This is a genomic window from Bacteroides sp. 3_1_13 (genome assembly GCF_001185845.1).
In the GTDB taxonomy this organism is placed as follows: domain Bacteria; phylum Bacteroidota; class Bacteroidia; order Bacteroidales; family Bacteroidaceae; genus Bacteroides; species Bacteroides xylanisolvens.
On record NZ_KQ236955.1, the window covers coordinates 89,579 to 106,797 of the forward strand.

The window sequence follows — 17,219 nt, forward strand, 5'->3', positions numbered from 1 at the left end:
CGCTATACCCCCAATTCCAGTTGATTCTTCACCAGCGTGTAGTAGGCACCTTTCTTGGCCGTCAGTTCCTTATGGGTGCCCGACTCAATCACCTTGCCGGCATCCATCACGACAATATTATCTGCACTTTGCACCGTACTGAGCCGGTGCGCCACTACTACCACCGTCTTGCCCTTATAAAACTGCGTCAGATTATCCAGGATAATCTTTTCATTATTAGCATCCAAAGCATTGGTGGCTTCGTCGAAGAACAGATACGTCGGGTTCTTATAAATGGCACGCGCTATCAGCAACCGCTGCTTTTGCCCCTGGCTCACACCGTTCCCCTCCATACCGATCTTGCTGTTGTACTTCTGCGGAAGCGATTCGATAAAGTCCTTGATATTGGCTGTCTCTACGGCATTCAATAACTTTTTTGTGTCTGCCGACTCGTCACTGATAGTAATGTTTTTAGCGATAGAGTCGGAGAAAAGAAAACCTTCCTGCATCACGGCTCCGGTGTTCTGCCTCCACAGATGGGGATTGATGTCTTTGAGCGAATACTTGCCCACTTTAATGTCTCCCTTCACCGGATTATAGAATCCCAGCAGAAGCTTGATTACCGTCGTCTTGCCGCTGCCGCTGGCACCCACAATGGCGGTCACCTTATCATGCGGAATGGTAAGACTCAGGTTCTCCAGCACATAGTCCCTTTCCGCACTGTCATAACTGAAACACACATTCTCCAACGTTATATCCCTGTTCTCCGGCAGCACATTTATCTTATCATCCACCGACCCGATTTCTTCTTCCTTATTATTAATCTCATTGAGCCGTTCAAGACTTATCTTGGCATCCTGAAGGGATTGGCTGAAGCTTATCACCTGACCGATAGGACCCGACAATTGCCCGATGATGTAGCTGATGGACATCATCATACCCAACGTGATATCCCCATCCACCACCGCTTTTGCCGAAAGGAAAGAGATAAGGAGCGAAGTGGTCTGGCTAAAGAAGATGGAACCCACTTGTTGAACCTGCCCCAACGCGGTGCCTTTGATACTTATCTTGAACAGTTTCACCTGTATGGATTCCCATTTCCAACGTTGTTGTTTCTCACAGTTGTTCAGTTTGATTTCCTGCATACCGGTAATGAGCTGCACCATATTGCTCTGGTTGGCGGCGGCTTGGGCAAAGCGGGCGTTGTCCAGCTTGCGGCGGTAACGCATGAAGGACAGGATCCATGCGACATACAAAGCATTCCCCACCAGAAAGACTATTAATATGGACAGGTTATAATAAGCCATGATGCCGGCGAAGATAAAGAAGTTGAAAAAGGAAAAGAGGGTGGACAGCGTGGTTCCGGTCATGAAGGATTGAATACGCCCGTGGTCACCAATGCGTTGCAGGATATCCCCTATGTTTTTTGCATCGAAAAAGCGGATAGGCAACCGCATCAGTTTGGCTATGAAGTCGGAAATCAGGGTGATGCTTATCCGGGTATTCATGTGAAGGCTGATCCAGCTCTGGATGAAGCCCACTCCCATTTGGGTAATCGACAGCACCAACTGCGATATGAGTATCAGCGTAATAAAGTTCAGATTATTGTTCCCGATACCCTGGTCCACCATAGCTTGGGTCAGGAAAGGAAGGATGAGCGAGAAAACACTGCCCAGCAGCATTCCGACCATAAGCTGGAACAATTGCGACTTGTAGGGGAACAGGTAGCGCAGGTAGAAAGAGAGGTTTTTCTTTTGTTGCTCCTGGTCGTCTATGCGTTCGTGGAATTCGGGGGTTGGGGTCAGTAACAAAGCAAATCCGGCTTCCTTTCCTTCGTCTTTGGTGCTTATCCAGCATTTCTCAAATCCGGCTTTGTCGATAGGATACTTTCCTTTGGCGGGATCGGATATGCTGAACGTGTAGTCTTCCGTTTTACTTCTCCATAAAAGGTTTTTCTTCTTCCGAATGTCATACAGGACTACAAAATGATTCTGGTTCCAATGAAGGATACAGGGTAGAGGGACATCCTCAATTAGTTGTTGCAAACTGATACGCACTCCCTGCGTACGCATGCCGATGCTTTCGGCAGCATCGCTGATGCCCAGCATGGAAACTCCCTGACGGGTGATGAAGCTTCTTTCCCTCAGATTTTGGAGGGAATAGCAACGGCCATAGTATTTGGCGATCATGCGCAGACAAGAGGGACCGCAGTCCATCGAGTCTAGTTGCTGGTAGTGAGGAAAAGCTTTAATCATTCTTATTACTTACTCTACTGTAATGTTGCTTAATCACTTAAATCATTCTACCTGTTTTAACTGACACAGATTATTCTGCCCAATAGCTCTTTCATAGTCAGATGGAGCCGGACAAAAAAACTGATAAATACATTCACTGCAAGGTTGCGAGTTACGCACAACTCTCCATGCTGTGTTTACTGTCAATTCTTGATAAATAATATCTAAAATCTTATCTGTACCTATATTTCCTAAAATTGAGGTATCGATATTAGCTTTGACGGATCCATCCGGTAAAATATACAATGTTCCAAAAAAATTAGAATTAAGTTTCTGGTTTCTAAAAATTTCTCTCATCGAAATAACTTTAGAAAAAATATCCTCTTTATTTAAAAAAATACTCTTCTCAAAGAAACTTAAATTTCTTCCATTGAAAAATGGATGTATTTCGTATTTTTCTATGTTGAATGAACCTAGCAAATTTTCGGCCATATAATATTGTTCCTCATCTTCTACAATCAAGTGTAACTGAGTATTTTCCCTCTCCACGACTTGCCATATTTCTTGAAATTTCTTTCTTTTTATGGGGAACGTGACAATTAATTCCAATTGTTGGGAATCGATTAATTTATGCTTCTGGTAATTCTCATAATGCATATAAAGATGCAAAACCTTCGGATACAAAGCTGACAATCTACACAACTCCTCTAAGTGAACATATTTCAAGATATTGCCGCCTAATATATTGATTTTTTTTATAGGGAAATAGTGAAGTTGTTCAAATATCACTTGTAAGTTTTCAACAGATAATTCTTCCTTAGCATTATTTGTTGTACAACAATGTATTTGCTTATTATAATTCATACACTCCTTACAAGTGTTTTCACAAGTTGCATTCAAATATATATTTATTTCAAGAAGATATTTACTGATATTTTTTCCGAGAAAGATTCTTTTATCCTCGTGTTGCCTATGTTTATCTATATCTTTTTGCAGATTCAAAATCGGCACTAATCGAACCGGCTTTGGAAGATTCTCTTTTATATTTATCAAATCTCCCATTTTCTTATCAATTATCTCGTGAATAAAAACACCCACATCGGTTTGTAATTCATCTTGAATTAAAATGACTCCCAAATTTTCCGGTTCATATAACCGAACAATAAGTGCAATATTTTCCTCTTGCTCCGTTTCAATATTCTCACCGAATTTTGTGTCGTAAAGTAAAATTCTTTTCTCTTTAAATTCGACATATACATTTGATTTTAAAGCAAACCAAAAACTTTTCTTTTCCATCATATTTATCTCCTTATTTTAATTTAAACCTGAATTTCAGAAGAGCGCTGAGAGGCCGCAAATCATATTTATAATAATGGGTACTTACATCACTATAGGACGCAGATATATATCGCTTTGCATTAAACAAATTGTTTACTCCCAGCTCTATATCAATACGTTTATTTTTCCACTTGATGCCAGCGTCAGCAAAGGTGGTATAGCGTTCGTTGGTTGAATTATTATATTGATGTTCTATATTAAGATTCATAGTGATTGCCTTGGTAGGAAAAATATTTATTCCTATAGTTTGCGAAGTTCGCTTAATAGAAGGAAACTCGGAGGAAAGCCCTGCCACATAACTTCGACTCCAATTCCAGAAAAAAGAATAATTCAAGCTTAAGAACGAAAATGGACTAACATTCAGACTGCTACCTGCTCCATAATTACGAGAGCGAAAATCTAATATTTCATTTTGAATTAGTTGTTGCCCGTCTACCCAATTACAATTGCCAGATGCTTTCCACGTAGCCGACCAGAAGTTCAGTCCTTTGTTTAAACTCAAATTGATCCCGTAATTTTCTGAGGTCACAGGATGTTCAATCGTAGTTTTAACACTCATAATGCCCAGATAGTCGTAACCATATAAAAGATTCTTCCATAAATGCTTATAGTTAGCCGTAAGATTAGCAAATAATGCCTTAAAAACGTTCCGGTAGCTCACAGATATACTGGCATCGGCAGAACGTGATTCAAAAAGCTTGTCTGCCGTATTACGCAATAAACTGCGGTAACCTTGCATAATGAACCCCGTATAACTTGAATTCATATCCCCAAGACTTTTACTTATTTTGCTACTAGTATAAAGGGCAAAGTCACCATATTCGTACTTTAAGGCAACAGACGGGTTGATTAATAGCCGGTCATAATGAGACGTTATATCCGGAACTTTGTCATTATCTGTCAGCCTGTAATAGACGAGAGGTATATTAAAGGATACTCTAAAATTTCCTTTATCATAGGTGTAACCTTGAAATAAACCTGCTTGAAATGTATTATACCAAAGATCATTACGTAGTGAGTCTGCCGGATTATTGGATATACCTTCCATTTTTACCTCAGTTAACTCCGTATCCAAATGTCGAATATCTGCACGTCCCCATAAAGAATAATTCAACCGGAAATCTTTTATACTATAACCATATGATAGCCTCAGCATGGATGAAAAATCTCTCGCATCCAATTTTTGACTAAGAGATTTTATAGATGTATCTCCCCAATAGTTAACGGGAGATACCGTCAACGTATGCGGTTTTTGACAATACCCTGTTGAAAAATAAATTGTATAAGTGTGTTTCCTTCTTGTTTTGACCAAATTCATAGTGTTGTCAACAGACAAAAAAGGATGATTAAGATGCTGGGTTATCAAATCATCTTTCAAATCCGTATTACTACGTGTTCTTCCCGTACCAGTATCGTTGTCCCAATTAGCTTTCAGATTAAAAGCATTACTAAAATAATGCTCTTTGGCGTTTACATTAAGCCTGGATACCACTTCCGCATTGTGAATGTGGCTAACGGAATTTATCCGTTCCTCAATAACAAGCTTGTCATTTGAAGGTAAATATTGCTCATAAAGTGAATAGCCTTCTTTTTTGATACGATCGTCATAATACAGAATGCTCGTCGTTAATTCCGTATCTTCATTAGGTTTTACCAGATGGTTGGTTGTCACAGCATTTGAACGATTGTCCATGTAACGTTTCTGAGGAATGGGAGGAGTACCAGGCATTTGTATATGAAGCGGACTCCCGGATGGCATATATACTCGTTCATAATCATAGTGAGTGCGGAACTCGGAAGCAACATTGTCCCCTGAATTATTACCTTTATATATAGTCATATTTTGTTTTTTCTTACTGAAATACAAAGCCGTCAGTTCAGCATTCCAAAGTATAGGCTGGTAACCTCCTCCCGCTAATCCCATGAGAGAAAGTGTGCCTTTAGCGCTATCTTTCAATCTAAGATTAATGGCAACGTCATTGGTCGGCAACTTTCCTCGCAACGCTTTGATAGGCTGATGATTTTCAAGAACCTGAACAATGGAAACAGCCTTAACCGGAATGTTATTGGTCGCAAGACCATATTTCCCTTGAAGTAAATCCATATTTTCCACATAGAATTTACTGATTTCTCTTCCATTATAAGAGATTTTACCATTTTCCGCAACATCAATTCCCGGCATTTTTTTCAGAGCATCTCCTATCACGCGGTCGCTCTGATCGGTATAAGCACCTACTAGATAATCCAGCGTATCTTTGGTTTGCTTTATCTTAAATGCATTCACCCTTACTTCTTTCAGCTGCATAGCTTGTTCGCTGATAACAAAATCAACTCGCTGCGTACGATTCGCTACCGTTTTGCTATGCTTGCCAATAAGCATTCCCGTTACAGTTAATGTAATGCTATCAGCTTTTCCTTTATAAATAATAGTATAGTTTCCTTTTGCATCACTTTTACTGAATCCCGAAATGGCAGGGCTTCCCTTACCCTGTATGGTAACATTAGCCATAACCGGTTCTCCCGACTTATTTTGCACATTGCCGGTGAAAGTAGTTTGTGCCGATATTCGACATACAAACAACAAAAAAATATGTATAGTCAATACATGTTTCATACAGTAAACACTTCTTCCATTATTTTTTTATAAGCCTCTGGGTGCTTTTTTAAAAAGTGCATCTGATGACTTACATAGTTTTGAAAATTCTGTTCATTCATATACCCATAGCAAACAGGCTTGCTATCTATATTTTCCAGATTAAAGATACACTGGATACATGCCCTGCTATTTCTGCACTTGCTACATTGAGATTCTACACGAGCATAATATTCATTATACTTATCTGCAATCCACTCGGGATTCAATTCTATTTCATTTTCCGTGATTTTACCTAAAGCGAATTGATGTCCAATACGCTCACATGGAAGAATTTTCCCATTTACCGTAACAAACATCTTCTTCGAGAAGGGTAAGCAAGTTCCTGTTGGAATGTTTTGAAGCTTTTCCTTTTTCTCGAAAAGCAAATCTGTATAGTCGTTATATACAAATCCACTGTATTGATGAAGAAACAGAGTAAGACTACGATAATTGCCCGTATTCATAAACATATCTCTTTCTATTTCTTCATAATGTTCGGCTTGGTGCAAACTTTCCTGTGAGTTTTTATATGTCCGTTTGAACTCCTCAAGTTTATCTTTCCGAATACCTACATTATTCAATTCACCAATTCGTGGAATTTTGTCATATTCTTCCTTAAAAAAACGATATATCTCTTCCACTGAATTCTTATTATGCAAAACTGCATTAAAATTAACATGGGTACGAAAGTAGTGCGGATACTTTTCTTTCAGTTTATTTACATTTGTCACAATACGTTCAAAAGCACAATTTCCTGCCTTGTCCACCCGATATTCAGTATTTTCTTTATTTCCATCCAGACTAATCAACAAATAAAATTCATTTTCTTGTAAAAAATCCATATACTTGTGAAGTAGCAATGCGTTGGTAGTCATCGAAAATGAAAATTTCCGATGCGGGCAATGAACCTTATGCTTTATATGATGCACAATCGTTTCAATAAAAGAAAAATTTAATAAAGGCTCTCCTCCATAAAATGAGATAGTGAGATTACTCGTAGCGGAAGTATTTAATCCTGAGTTCCACAGCTTCTCTAAATAATTGATTAGTAGAATAGCCCGCCCAGCTGTCAGCATTTTATCTTCCCGCATATCATAATCCTCATAAAACTCTCCATAAGCACAATATTTGCATCGGAGATTACAAGCATCAGTAACTTCAAAGACCAATTGTGGTAAATTTGCAAGGGCAGAAACCACATTATCAGATGTTATATACTTAATATTATCCATATTTCTTTTCATTATCAGGTATGTATTTGAAATTTTATTCTAATTCTAAAGGTTCATAATCTATTTTCTTTAATGGCTTGGTACTAGTAAACTTTATACCAGCAACTTCAAAATAGTTTTCATTGAGTTGTTTTACTAATTGTAACAGCTGCTTTCTATCAATAAGTCTATAGCCCATATAAGAATACTTTTTTATTGGAAAACTTATTTTGCTTTTTTCTATTTTTACACATTCAAAATCATACAGTTTTTTATCATCATAGACCTTCAAAATGAGTCCGGGAAGTCCTGCAAATTTCCAAGGACCATTTTCAATAGGGATATCCATAGTAAACCATGCTACATAACTACGTCCCCGAAAGTAACACATAGCCTTTTGGCATAAATAACCATTTATAAGTAATGTATCTTCTTTGATTTGCCAGTTTTGAGAAGTATTTTTTTCAATAGACCAATATCCATTTTTAATACCATATGGCATACGGACATATTCGAGCAATACGCCTTTACGAAAATCTTTATAGAACTCAGAATAAGTATAACACAACCATTTATTAGGATATCTACCAAGTTCACCCAAACGAGGAACAGACTGTGCATGAGGATGCTTTGCTTTCCAATCAGCAATAAGTGAATCCGAATTAAAAACAAACGAACTATAGTATTTCGACGAATATTTTCCTATTTCTAAACACTGCAAATCTTCATAGGTACCAAGAGTATTTATATCAAGCGCATTCAATGCATAATACACCTTTATATTCCCCCAATCTATTGTTTCCATTGTAGACATATTTCTCGACAAAGGTCGCATAGGTACTTGGGATAGTGCATTTACCGATACCAATAACATTATTATATTTAAATACTTCATAATTTAATTTTATACATTTATAGCCGCGTCGAAATAAGAATTAAAACTCATCAATAGAATTACACTCCCTTTTCAACACGACTAAATTTAGTTATTCTACAGAATACTCCAATAGTTAGCTACTCTATTGCTCATAGCCCTGCAAATTGACTATGATATTTTAATGTCATCAATTAAATATTTCATTCCACAAACCATATAGTCAGATATTTCATACTTTCTGTTCAACCATTACTTACTCCAATTCTAAAGGTTCGTAAGAAACAGGTCCGGGTAATTTTCCACCATTAAGCCTGCGTACCCCCATTACCTTATAGAAATCCTCATTAAGCATTCTTTGCAGTTTCAGTAATTTCAATCGTTCCACAGGTTTATAATGGCTAAAATCATATCGCTTCAAAGGGAATTTAAAAGGCTCAATTTTGATACATTCCCAAGTATAGAATTGATTGTTATCGTATATTTTTAATATAAGTCCCGGCAAACCTCCAAACTTCCAGGGGCCATTACTGATCGGAATATCCTTGGCAAACCATGCAGTATAATATCTACCGCGAAAAAAGCATGTTGCTTGCTGACATAAATATCCAATCACAGACAGTGTATCGCTGCCAATATTCCAATCCTGCACAGGTATCTTTTCTGAAGATTGGTAACTAGGTACGCCATGCGGCATACGTGCGTACTCAGTCAGCAGATTTTCTTTGTAATCTTTGAAATATTCTGAGTATTGATATTCAGACCAATAATCAGGTATCCTACCTAAAGGACCTAACCTAATAGGACTTGATTGTGCGTTCGGATATTTTTTATTCCATTCATGTACCAATAAATTATTATTAGATACCCAATAGCTATAATGTCTTGACAAATTTGTTCCTATATCTAAATATTGAAGATCAATATATGTATCCGGTTTGTTAATATCCAATGCATTAAAGGCAAATGCTATTCGCACAAAAGCTGTATCTACAGCCCTTGACTCTTGAAATTCAGGCAATGGAGCATAAGCTTTTCCTTGTTTTTCCTGAGATTGAGCATATCCAATTATAATAAATATGAATATCGTTAGCAATAGTGATGTTTTCATTTCTTTTTTGTTTAAGAGGACAGATAGAATAGAAAAACATTCCATCTGTCCTACATTTTGGTTAACCGTGTATATCAAACCACTCGGGATCGATGAATTCTGTATATTCAGGATCACCTCCACAATTTACATACTGATTGCATCCTTGTAAGGAATATCCACCATCACCAATCTTAGAATTCGCACTACTATTGTCTGAAGAAGAACTTCCTCCTTGATCTTCCCAATAACACGAACAAGTACAACAGTTCCCACCCCTTAAGGCGTTCATTTCTTTGTCTTCCAGACTTGCTTCAGACAAAGCATTCAACTTCAATTTTCTTAGCTTTTTCATTACACTAAATTTAGTTATGCTGCAGAATACTCCAATAGTTAGCTACTCTATTGTTCATAGCCCTGCAAATTGACTATGATATTTTAATGTCAACAATTATTTTTCTTACAGCAATTACAGAATCAGATATTTAGCACTTTCAGTTGTATAATACATTTACTTCATTGTTCTAGTTCCAAATAGAAATGACGCTTTTGCTCAGGCAACTTTCCACTTCTTAGAGTTACACCTGCGATTTTAAGATAATTTTCATTGACCTCACGCTGTAATTGCAATACTTTTTCTCTCTTTCGTTTCCTCTATCTATTATAGTCATTATAGATCTTTATCGGAAATTTATTTTTATTTTGCTCAATTCTTACACACTCATAAACAAACAAACGTTCCACATCGAATACCTTTAATATTAATCCGGGTAGCCCACCAAACTTCCAAGGGCCATTAGAGATGGGAATATCCATACTAAACCATGCGGTATATTCCCGACCTCTAAAAGTACAAGTCGCTTTTTGACAACAGTGCCCTAAAATCATTAAAGTATCCGCATGGATTTCCCAATTCTGAATAGGTATTTGTTCTGTATATTGACTATTTTCTTGGTATAAATACATCGGCATTCGAGAATATTCTGTAAATGAATTTAAGGAAAAACATTTAAAATACTCTGAATACACGTATTCTGACCAACTTGAAATCTTCCCCTTTTCTCCAAGTCGACTAGGAATACTTTGAGCATCTCTATTCTGTTTTCCCCATTCTGTTACAAGCGAATCTGAGTTGTACACAAAATAGCTGTAATATTTTGATAGATGTGACCCAATATCCAGCCTCTGCAAATCATCGTATGTCTTAGGATCAGATATTTTAAGTGGATTCAAAGCATACCAGATCCTGATAAATCCAGAATCGACAATGGTCATACACTCTGTGTTTTTAGGTAGGGGAATAGGTGGAATTTGAGCCTTTCCCAAAATACTACATGATAGTAAAAGACAGAGCGGTAATATACGATACTTCATAATACATTATTTATTATATTGTTGCCTACCTAAAAATCTCAACTTTCATTCTAATTCAAGAGAATGATAGGGAATCTTTTCGTAGCGTTCGTGAATCTCTCTTTGGAATTCTAGAAGTTTTAATCGATCGATTTTCTTATAGCTTTCATAATTGTATTTTTTAATTGGAATTTTTTCCTTAAATATTTCAATTTTGACACATTCAAATGAATATAGATTATCGATGTCATTGATTTTCAATATTAGGCCAGGCAATCCATTAAACTTCCAAGGTCCATTACTAATGGGAATATCCATCGCAAACCATGCTTCATATTCTCTTCCCCTAAAAAAGCATTTTGCTTTTTGACATAAATAGCCCATTAATAATTTAGTATCATCATATATATTCCAATTTTGAATTGGAATAATCTCCGTAGTCTGGCTATTTCGGTTTCTCAAGAAAAAAGGCATTCGACTATATTCTGTAATTTGTTTTTTTGAATAATCGATGAAATATTCAGAGTATTTATATTCAGACCAGTGATCTGGATCCTTTCCCCCAGGTCCTAACCGACGTGGTCTACTCTCAGTATGTGGATTATGATTAATCCAAGCTGTACAAAGAGAATCTGAATTAAAAATAAAATAACTATAATATTTAGCTACTTTATCTCCTATTTCTAAACGATGAAAATCAATATATGTATTTGGATTATTTATACTGTCAGCATTGAATGCATACCAAACTCTAATATAACAAGAATCTATAACAGACATTTGATCTGTATTCTTTGAAGAAGGAGAAATAATTATACCCTTACGAGTTTGAGCACATAGATTTGAACACACACATAAAATCAGATAAAATATACTGGTTATCAGAGAGGATTTCATTACATATTCCATTCTTTATTTCTATTTCCTAAATATTTACAAAACACAATACAAGGAGATTATCAAAAAACTATTTAATATCAATTAAAAAAACAGCTATTATACAATATTTTCAATAACCTCCTCGGAAGTGCAGTTTCAACTATTAACTTGTACCTATATATACCTTAATAATTAGAAGGCAATGGTACAACTTCATTTGGCTCATCACAATAGACAAATTCATTGCAACCTTGAGTAGATTCAGCGCCAGTTTTATAATTGGCTTTCATATTATCATTTGAATCTGAACCACCACGGTTTTCCCAATAACAGGAACATGTGCAACAGGTACCGCCTTTTAAGGCGTTCATTTCTTTGTCTTCCAGACTCACTTCAGACAAAGCATTCAGCTTTAATTTTTTTAGTTTTTTCATTATTGCTAAAATTAGTTGTTCTGCAGATTTTTCCAATAGATAGCTACTCTATTGTAACTCTAATGGTTCATATAAAACTGACGAAGGAAAACGACCACCATTTATTGGCATCAATCCTGCTGCTTTATAGAAATTTTCATTGAGCATTCTTTGGTATTTTAATAGTTTTAATCGACCTATCTGTTTGTATTCCTGAAAATCATACCTTTTAATTGGAAACTTAAAGTGTTCGACCTCTACACACTCAAAAGTATATAGCTGTTCATGATCATACACTTTAAGTATTAATCCAGGAAGACCGCCAAACTTCCAAGGTCCATTACTAATAGGAATATCCATTGAGAACCATGCTATATAGTTTCTACCTCGAAATTCACACGTAGCTTTTTGGCATAAATAACCGTTCACTGTTAATGTATCATTTTGAATCACCCAGTTTTGCACAGGAATATATTCAGAATATTTACAATTTGGAATTCTATGCTGACGAGGCATACGCGCATATTCTGTTAACAAATTAGCCTTATAATCTTTGAAATATTCTGAATATTTATACTCTGACCAAAATGCAGGTTTACTACCTAGAGGGCCTATTTTCATAGGAACAGTCCGAGAGTTGGGATGCTTCTTTAACCAAGTCCAAACAAGTGAATCATTATTAAAAACAAACTGACTATAGTATTTAGAATAGTATTTGCCTATTTCCAAACGTTGCAAATCAATATAAGTTTCCGGATTATTTATATCTTCTGCATTAAAAGCATATAAAATTCGGATATAAGCAGTATCAATAGCAAGCATTCTTTCAACATTTCTTCTCCCTGAAAGCGGTGCAACCACTTTCCCTTGTAATCGTTGCGCTACAATATTGCTGCTAACAGATAACAAAATACCAATAAAATAAATTCCTATTTTCATTACATATGCTAATTCAAATTTATTTTTGAAAGGAGAAAAGAAAGTTTATGCATATCCTCCTCTTCTCCTTTTAAGATTTACCAAACATTATGCATGTGCTTCAAAGTCATAGAATTGTCCTTCATAACCTTCACCACACCATCCATATTGATTACAGCCTTGAGCCGAATCAGTCCAAGACTCATGATTAGCTCCCATATTATCCTTTGACGAGGAACCTCCTTGTCCTTCCCAATAACAAGAACACCCACAGCAAAGCTCTCCTCCTCTAAGAGAACTCATATCTTTGTCTCCTAGACTTACCTCAGACAAAGCATTCAGTTTTAATTTTTTTAGTTTTTTCATTATTGCTAAAATTAGTTATTCTGCAGAATTTTCCAATAGATAGCTACACTATCGTCCATAGTCCTGCAAATTGACTATGATATTTTATTGTTAACAATTAAAATTTTCTTTTGAAAGTTCACATCATTCTATATGCCATGATTCTGCTCTCAATCTCCTCTTTATACTTCAGCATATAATCATCCACATACTCATTGCAATACAAGGCTATATTACTGATAAATTCTTTCAAACATTCATCTTCCGAAAAACGCCATTTATGAATATCAGGATAGTCTTTCGTTATAAAAAGAGAATCTCCACGATTTACCCTATTCATCCAATTCTTAAAAGACCTACACATATAGTGGTTTATATTAGCTATATCGGTTCTTCCCGGATATTTCTTTTCTTGAAAGATACGTTTGTTGACATCCACATGCAGATGCCCATTCTTATATCTAAAAAAATGAGGAGAATTTATTGTCTCAATTGCCTGAGGTCTTGAGAATGTTTTCACATCCCTACCCGGTAGATACATTCTCCTCGTTAATGAGGATGTGATAAGACCTTGAGGATTCTCAAAATAACCATTGTGTCCAAACACATGCCAGTCCAAGGATACAGCAGAATAATCCGCATAATCCTTCAAAAAGGATTTAATATCTTCATGTTTTCTTAATGTGATAAACTCATCACCGTCTATATATACTACCCAATCATAACTGTAACAATAATTTTTCAGAGCATGTCGATAAGCAAAGAATTGATTTTCTCTTTTCCCATCTGGAGAAGATTTATACCAATTAACAACAGTTACAAATTCCTTATAAGGTTTGAGGAAATCTCGCAAAGGAAAATCAGGATTATCATCATACAAATAAAAATGGTCGATACCCAACATCCGATGATATACTATCCATTCATCAAGGAATGGTTCTTCATATTTTAATATAGCTGCAAGACAAACAGTTTCCATATTTTCTAAGTATTTATAATAGATATAGAGGTAATACATCAAAAATATCTTCCGGACATGCGCCCATCAAATAAAGTAATGCTAATCCTATTTGCGAATAACCGTTCCAATCTTTCAATGAGGTTCTGTCTTGATATACACCTACAATAATATCCTCATATTTCTGTAAAGAATAGGTAAGCCATTGTTCCGACAATTGCAAATAGTTATCATTATTGAGGCTTTTACCCAAATAATGATAAAGAACACTCCATTTAAAGCCACCGGAAGATAGACCATCTATATCTAAACTTAAAAATTTCCGAAAGCCAGGTTCATATACATCCAAAAACGATTTGACCATTTCCAAACAATTTATTTTCGAATGACTGCAAGCCCCAACTAACATTGCACACACCTCGAGAGGCTTAAGCGTAATCAAACAATTTTCTTGCTTAATATTCGCAGAAACGATTGCTTCAATTTGATTGAGGAAATTCTTCACATGATTCTTAGCAGTTTCAGCATTTACTATGTTCAATGCTGATAGTTCTGCCATAACATCAACCAAACTAATCAGTTCACCATAATGTCTTGGCGGATTTACATTATTCACCATCTTCTCCAAACATGTTCTTCCGGCAAGCGAAACAGTCGGTTCTGCCATATTCAACGAATAATGTAATCGCATACTGAGATACTTCCCACATCCGACAATTTGATAAGTATGCATTTTAGAATAATAAGGCCTCCAACTTTCTAATAACAAATCAAGTTCTTCAAGAAGTTCATTCGTGTCAATATCTATTATACGATGTCCAACCAAATACTCCACTGCTGTTCCAAATCCAAGCAAGCCATCCAGATAATTTACGGGAGTTTTTTCATTTATCTCCTCGCACAAGGCTTCCAGTAATTCTTCTCCCTGTGCTTTCATATTTTGATTCTGACTATATTTTGCATAAAATAAGAGGAAAAGTATCATTCCCATCTTTCCTTCCGCAATACCGATATTCGATACTTGATAACTTTGCTTCAAAAGAACTGAAACAATATTATCCAAACATTTTTTTATACTATCTCTATTTTTCATACTATCAAACGTCTAACAAATTACAGTCTACCATAAAAGGCGAGCATCTTATCCTTCATAACTGACAACGAGAACTTATGCTCAAATATTAATCGTCCATTTTTTCCTGCCTTGCGCGGAAAACTCTCCGTTAAGAGTTGAACTAATGTATGGGCTAAATTCTCTACAGACAATGATACATTATTTGCTTCTTCAAAGATTTTCATCATGTATTTCTGGTTGTCTCCTAACATTTCTTTCAATCCTGTAGAATCAGTGCCAATTAGAGGAATGCCATACATCATCATCTCAATGGCTACATAGCTACATTGCTCATGAAAAGAAGGCATCACTCCTACATCAGCTATCTGATAGAATCTTTGAAGTGTTTTTTGGTCTAGCTTACCTGTAAACGTTACTCTATGCCAAATATGCACACATTCTTTCAGGAAAGTGTCATATTTTCCCTCCCCTACAATCACCAGTCGGCTCTCCGGTATCTTTTCCAATAGAAGCCGGAATGCCCTGATCAGATATTCCACTCCCTTTATATCGTCCAGCCTTCCCACAAAAAGAATAACGCGTTCATTATCTCCAAAAAGCAACTGCCTTTTTCTTCTTAGTCGAATGGATTTATTCCAAGATATAGATTTTTCTTTCAAGCCATTGTATATAACTTCTATTTTATTACCGGATATGCCATAATCCGTCTCCAATAGTTCCTCAGTATATTGGCACAAACAGATTACTTTATCTGCTTTTTCGAAAGCCTTTTGGTCAGAAGCATATTCCGTGGCTATTAGTTTTTCCTGCGGATTCCTTTCAGACTCACTTTTCTGTATAATCTCTCTAAATTGAGTTTTATTCCCCTTTAGTACAAAACACCAATTCAGATAATGAATAGTTAGCACAACGATAGCATCCGGCCATTTGCTTTTTAACAAATCAAACAGAGAGTAATGATATTGGTAATTAAAATGAAAGATATTCTTTTCTGAAGAAGAAATGTAAGGAGCGAGCAGATATATTATATTCCTGTAGAACCGTTCGTTATCTTTAAGGGTCCCACGGGTTTGTGTGCCGGGAATTAATAATCGTCTTATGTTTTTTCTTTTATCTACAATAACCTTAAATTCTCGCACATCAGAGTTTATTTCGATTAATGAAAGGCAAAAGGCATCATTGCCTTTCAGACATTCCTGCATTTGTTTGATATAAGTGCCTATACCATACTGTGCAGCGCGGGTTGTGCTATTAATAAGATAGATATGTTTCATTTTACCAATATTTTAAGACCTGCCTGCCAGGATAATTCTTCTTTGCGCTTTTTACTTGATAGTAGCACTATTTTTTCCAATATATCATCAAAAGAATAAGCAACCTTTTGAGATTCCATATACTGCAACAAGGCAACTACACCTTCAGGAAGCTCGCTATTTTGTTTTGAACTTTGGCAGGCTGTTTTCAAATCTCTCAGATATCGGTCATCAAAAGGAATACTTCCACTGCGAGGGGACGTTAGACGGCTTAATACGTACCAGGCTATACCTTCCAATCCTGTTTCAAACGTAAAATCAGAAATCCGGAGAGGATCCCACTTCATAATTTTCGTATCTAAATCGGATAATACCTCATCTGATTCTCCTTCCATATAGCCTTGCTGCAAGAGATATTCTATACCCCAAGCTATCCCGGACAATCCATTTGAAAAATAAACAGGCATTTCAGTATGGATATCCTCATAGATTTCATCCAAGATTTCACCTGCAAAATCATCGTATATACTATTATTGGTATATTTTGCATAATGGACAAAGAATAGTACCGATCCCATTTTGCCATAGAATAAACCTAAGTTTGTCATAAAGCTGGTATGCAACAGCAAATGGTTTGCAATGGATAGTAACTGTTTTCTCATTC

The 17,219-nt window shown here is 36.1% G+C and carries 16 protein-coding genes; all 16 read right to left on the reverse strand.

Annotation, left to right across the window (positions count from 1 at the left end):
* Positions 1-2: 2 nt before the first annotated feature.
* The 16 genes from HMPREF9009_RS00285 to HMPREF9009_RS00360 all read right to left on the reverse strand — a co-directional run bounded on the left by HMPREF9009_RS00285 (position 3) and on the right by HMPREF9009_RS00360 (position 17,217).
* Positions 3-2,234, reverse strand: coding sequence for a peptidase domain-containing ABC transporter (locus tag HMPREF9009_RS00285; RefSeq protein WP_049701127.1), 2,232 nt, complete (start codon positions 2,232-2,234; stop codon positions 3-5).
* A gap of 42 nt (positions 2,235-2,276) precedes the next feature.
* Positions 2,277-3,512, reverse strand: coding sequence for a TIGR04150 pseudo-rSAM protein (locus HMPREF9009_RS00290; protein WP_049701128.1), 1,236 nt, complete (start codon positions 3,510-3,512; stop codon positions 2,277-2,279).
* Positions 3,513-3,522: 10 nt separating this feature from the next.
* Positions 3,523-6,165 carry a hypothetical protein gene (locus HMPREF9009_RS00295; RefSeq protein WP_049701129.1) on the reverse strand — a complete coding sequence of 881 codons (2,643 nt, stop codon included), beginning with the start codon at positions 6,163-6,165 and terminating at the stop codon, positions 3,523-3,525.
* Entirely contained in the window at positions 6,162-7,418 is a 1,257-nt protein-coding gene (locus tag HMPREF9009_RS00300) for a radical SAM peptide maturase (RefSeq protein ID WP_232313553.1), read from the reverse strand. The genes HMPREF9009_RS00295 and HMPREF9009_RS00300 overlap by 4 nt, the downstream gene beginning before the upstream one ends.
* A gap of 34 nt (positions 7,419-7,452) precedes the next feature.
* The gene (locus HMPREF9009_RS00305) at positions 7,453-8,292 is read right to left on the reverse strand and encodes a GLPGLI family protein (protein WP_083444124.1); all 840 of its coding nucleotides are present in this window, start codon (positions 8,290-8,292) and stop codon (positions 7,453-7,455) included.
* Between the two features lie 235 nt (positions 8,293-8,527).
* The gene (locus tag HMPREF9009_RS00310; RefSeq protein ID WP_049701132.1) at positions 8,528-9,382 is read right to left on the reverse strand and encodes a GLPGLI family protein; all 855 of its coding nucleotides are present in this window, start codon (positions 9,380-9,382) and stop codon (positions 8,528-8,530) included.
* A gap of 61 nt (positions 9,383-9,443) precedes the next feature.
* On the reverse strand, positions 9,444-9,716 hold the full coding sequence (locus tag HMPREF9009_RS00315; RefSeq protein WP_049701133.1) for a TIGR04149 family rSAM-modified RiPP: 273 nt from the start codon (positions 9,714-9,716) through the stop codon (positions 9,444-9,446).
* 299 nt (positions 9,717-10,015) lie between these two features.
* On the reverse strand, positions 10,016-10,735 hold the full coding sequence (locus HMPREF9009_RS00320) for a GLPGLI family protein (protein ID WP_083444126.1): 720 nt from the start codon (positions 10,733-10,735) through the stop codon (positions 10,016-10,018).
* 45 nt (positions 10,736-10,780) lie between these two features.
* Positions 10,781-11,623 carry a GLPGLI family protein gene (locus HMPREF9009_RS00325; RefSeq protein ID WP_083444127.1) on the reverse strand — a complete coding sequence of 281 codons (843 nt, stop codon included), beginning with the start codon at positions 11,621-11,623 and terminating at the stop codon, positions 10,781-10,783.
* A 155-nt stretch (positions 11,624-11,778) separates the two neighbouring features.
* Entirely contained in the window at positions 11,779-12,027 is a 249-nt protein-coding gene (locus HMPREF9009_RS00330; RefSeq protein WP_049701136.1) for a TIGR04149 family rSAM-modified RiPP, read from the reverse strand.
* A 48-nt stretch (positions 12,028-12,075) separates the two neighbouring features.
* Complete coding sequence (locus HMPREF9009_RS00335; protein WP_049701137.1) at positions 12,076-12,945, reverse strand: GLPGLI family protein; 870 nt, start codon at positions 12,943-12,945, stop codon at positions 12,076-12,078.
* A gap of 87 nt (positions 12,946-13,032) precedes the next feature.
* A complete protein-coding gene (locus HMPREF9009_RS00340) occupies positions 13,033-13,290 on the reverse strand; it encodes a TIGR04149 family rSAM-modified RiPP (RefSeq protein ID WP_049701138.1) in 258 nt (85 codons plus the stop codon).
* A 118-nt stretch (positions 13,291-13,408) separates the two neighbouring features.
* Positions 13,409-14,248, reverse strand: a complete 840-nt coding sequence (locus HMPREF9009_RS00345; protein WP_198154740.1) for a glycosyltransferase family 92 protein — start codon at positions 14,246-14,248, stop codon at positions 13,409-13,411.
* 13 nt (positions 14,249-14,261) lie between these two features.
* Positions 14,262-15,320, reverse strand: coding sequence for a hypothetical protein (locus HMPREF9009_RS00350; protein ID WP_147351515.1), 1,059 nt, complete (start codon positions 15,318-15,320; stop codon positions 14,262-14,264).
* Positions 15,321-15,340: 20 nt separating this feature from the next.
* Positions 15,341-16,576 carry a TIGR04157 family glycosyltransferase gene (locus HMPREF9009_RS00355; protein ID WP_049701141.1) on the reverse strand — a complete coding sequence of 412 codons (1,236 nt, stop codon included), beginning with the start codon at positions 16,574-16,576 and terminating at the stop codon, positions 15,341-15,343.
* Positions 16,573-17,217, reverse strand: a complete 645-nt coding sequence (locus tag HMPREF9009_RS00360) for a lanthionine synthetase LanC family protein (protein ID WP_083444128.1) — start codon at positions 17,215-17,217, stop codon at positions 16,573-16,575. Before HMPREF9009_RS00360 ends, HMPREF9009_RS00355 begins: the two co-directional genes overlap by 4 nt.
* Positions 17,218-17,219: the final 2 nt, after the last annotated feature.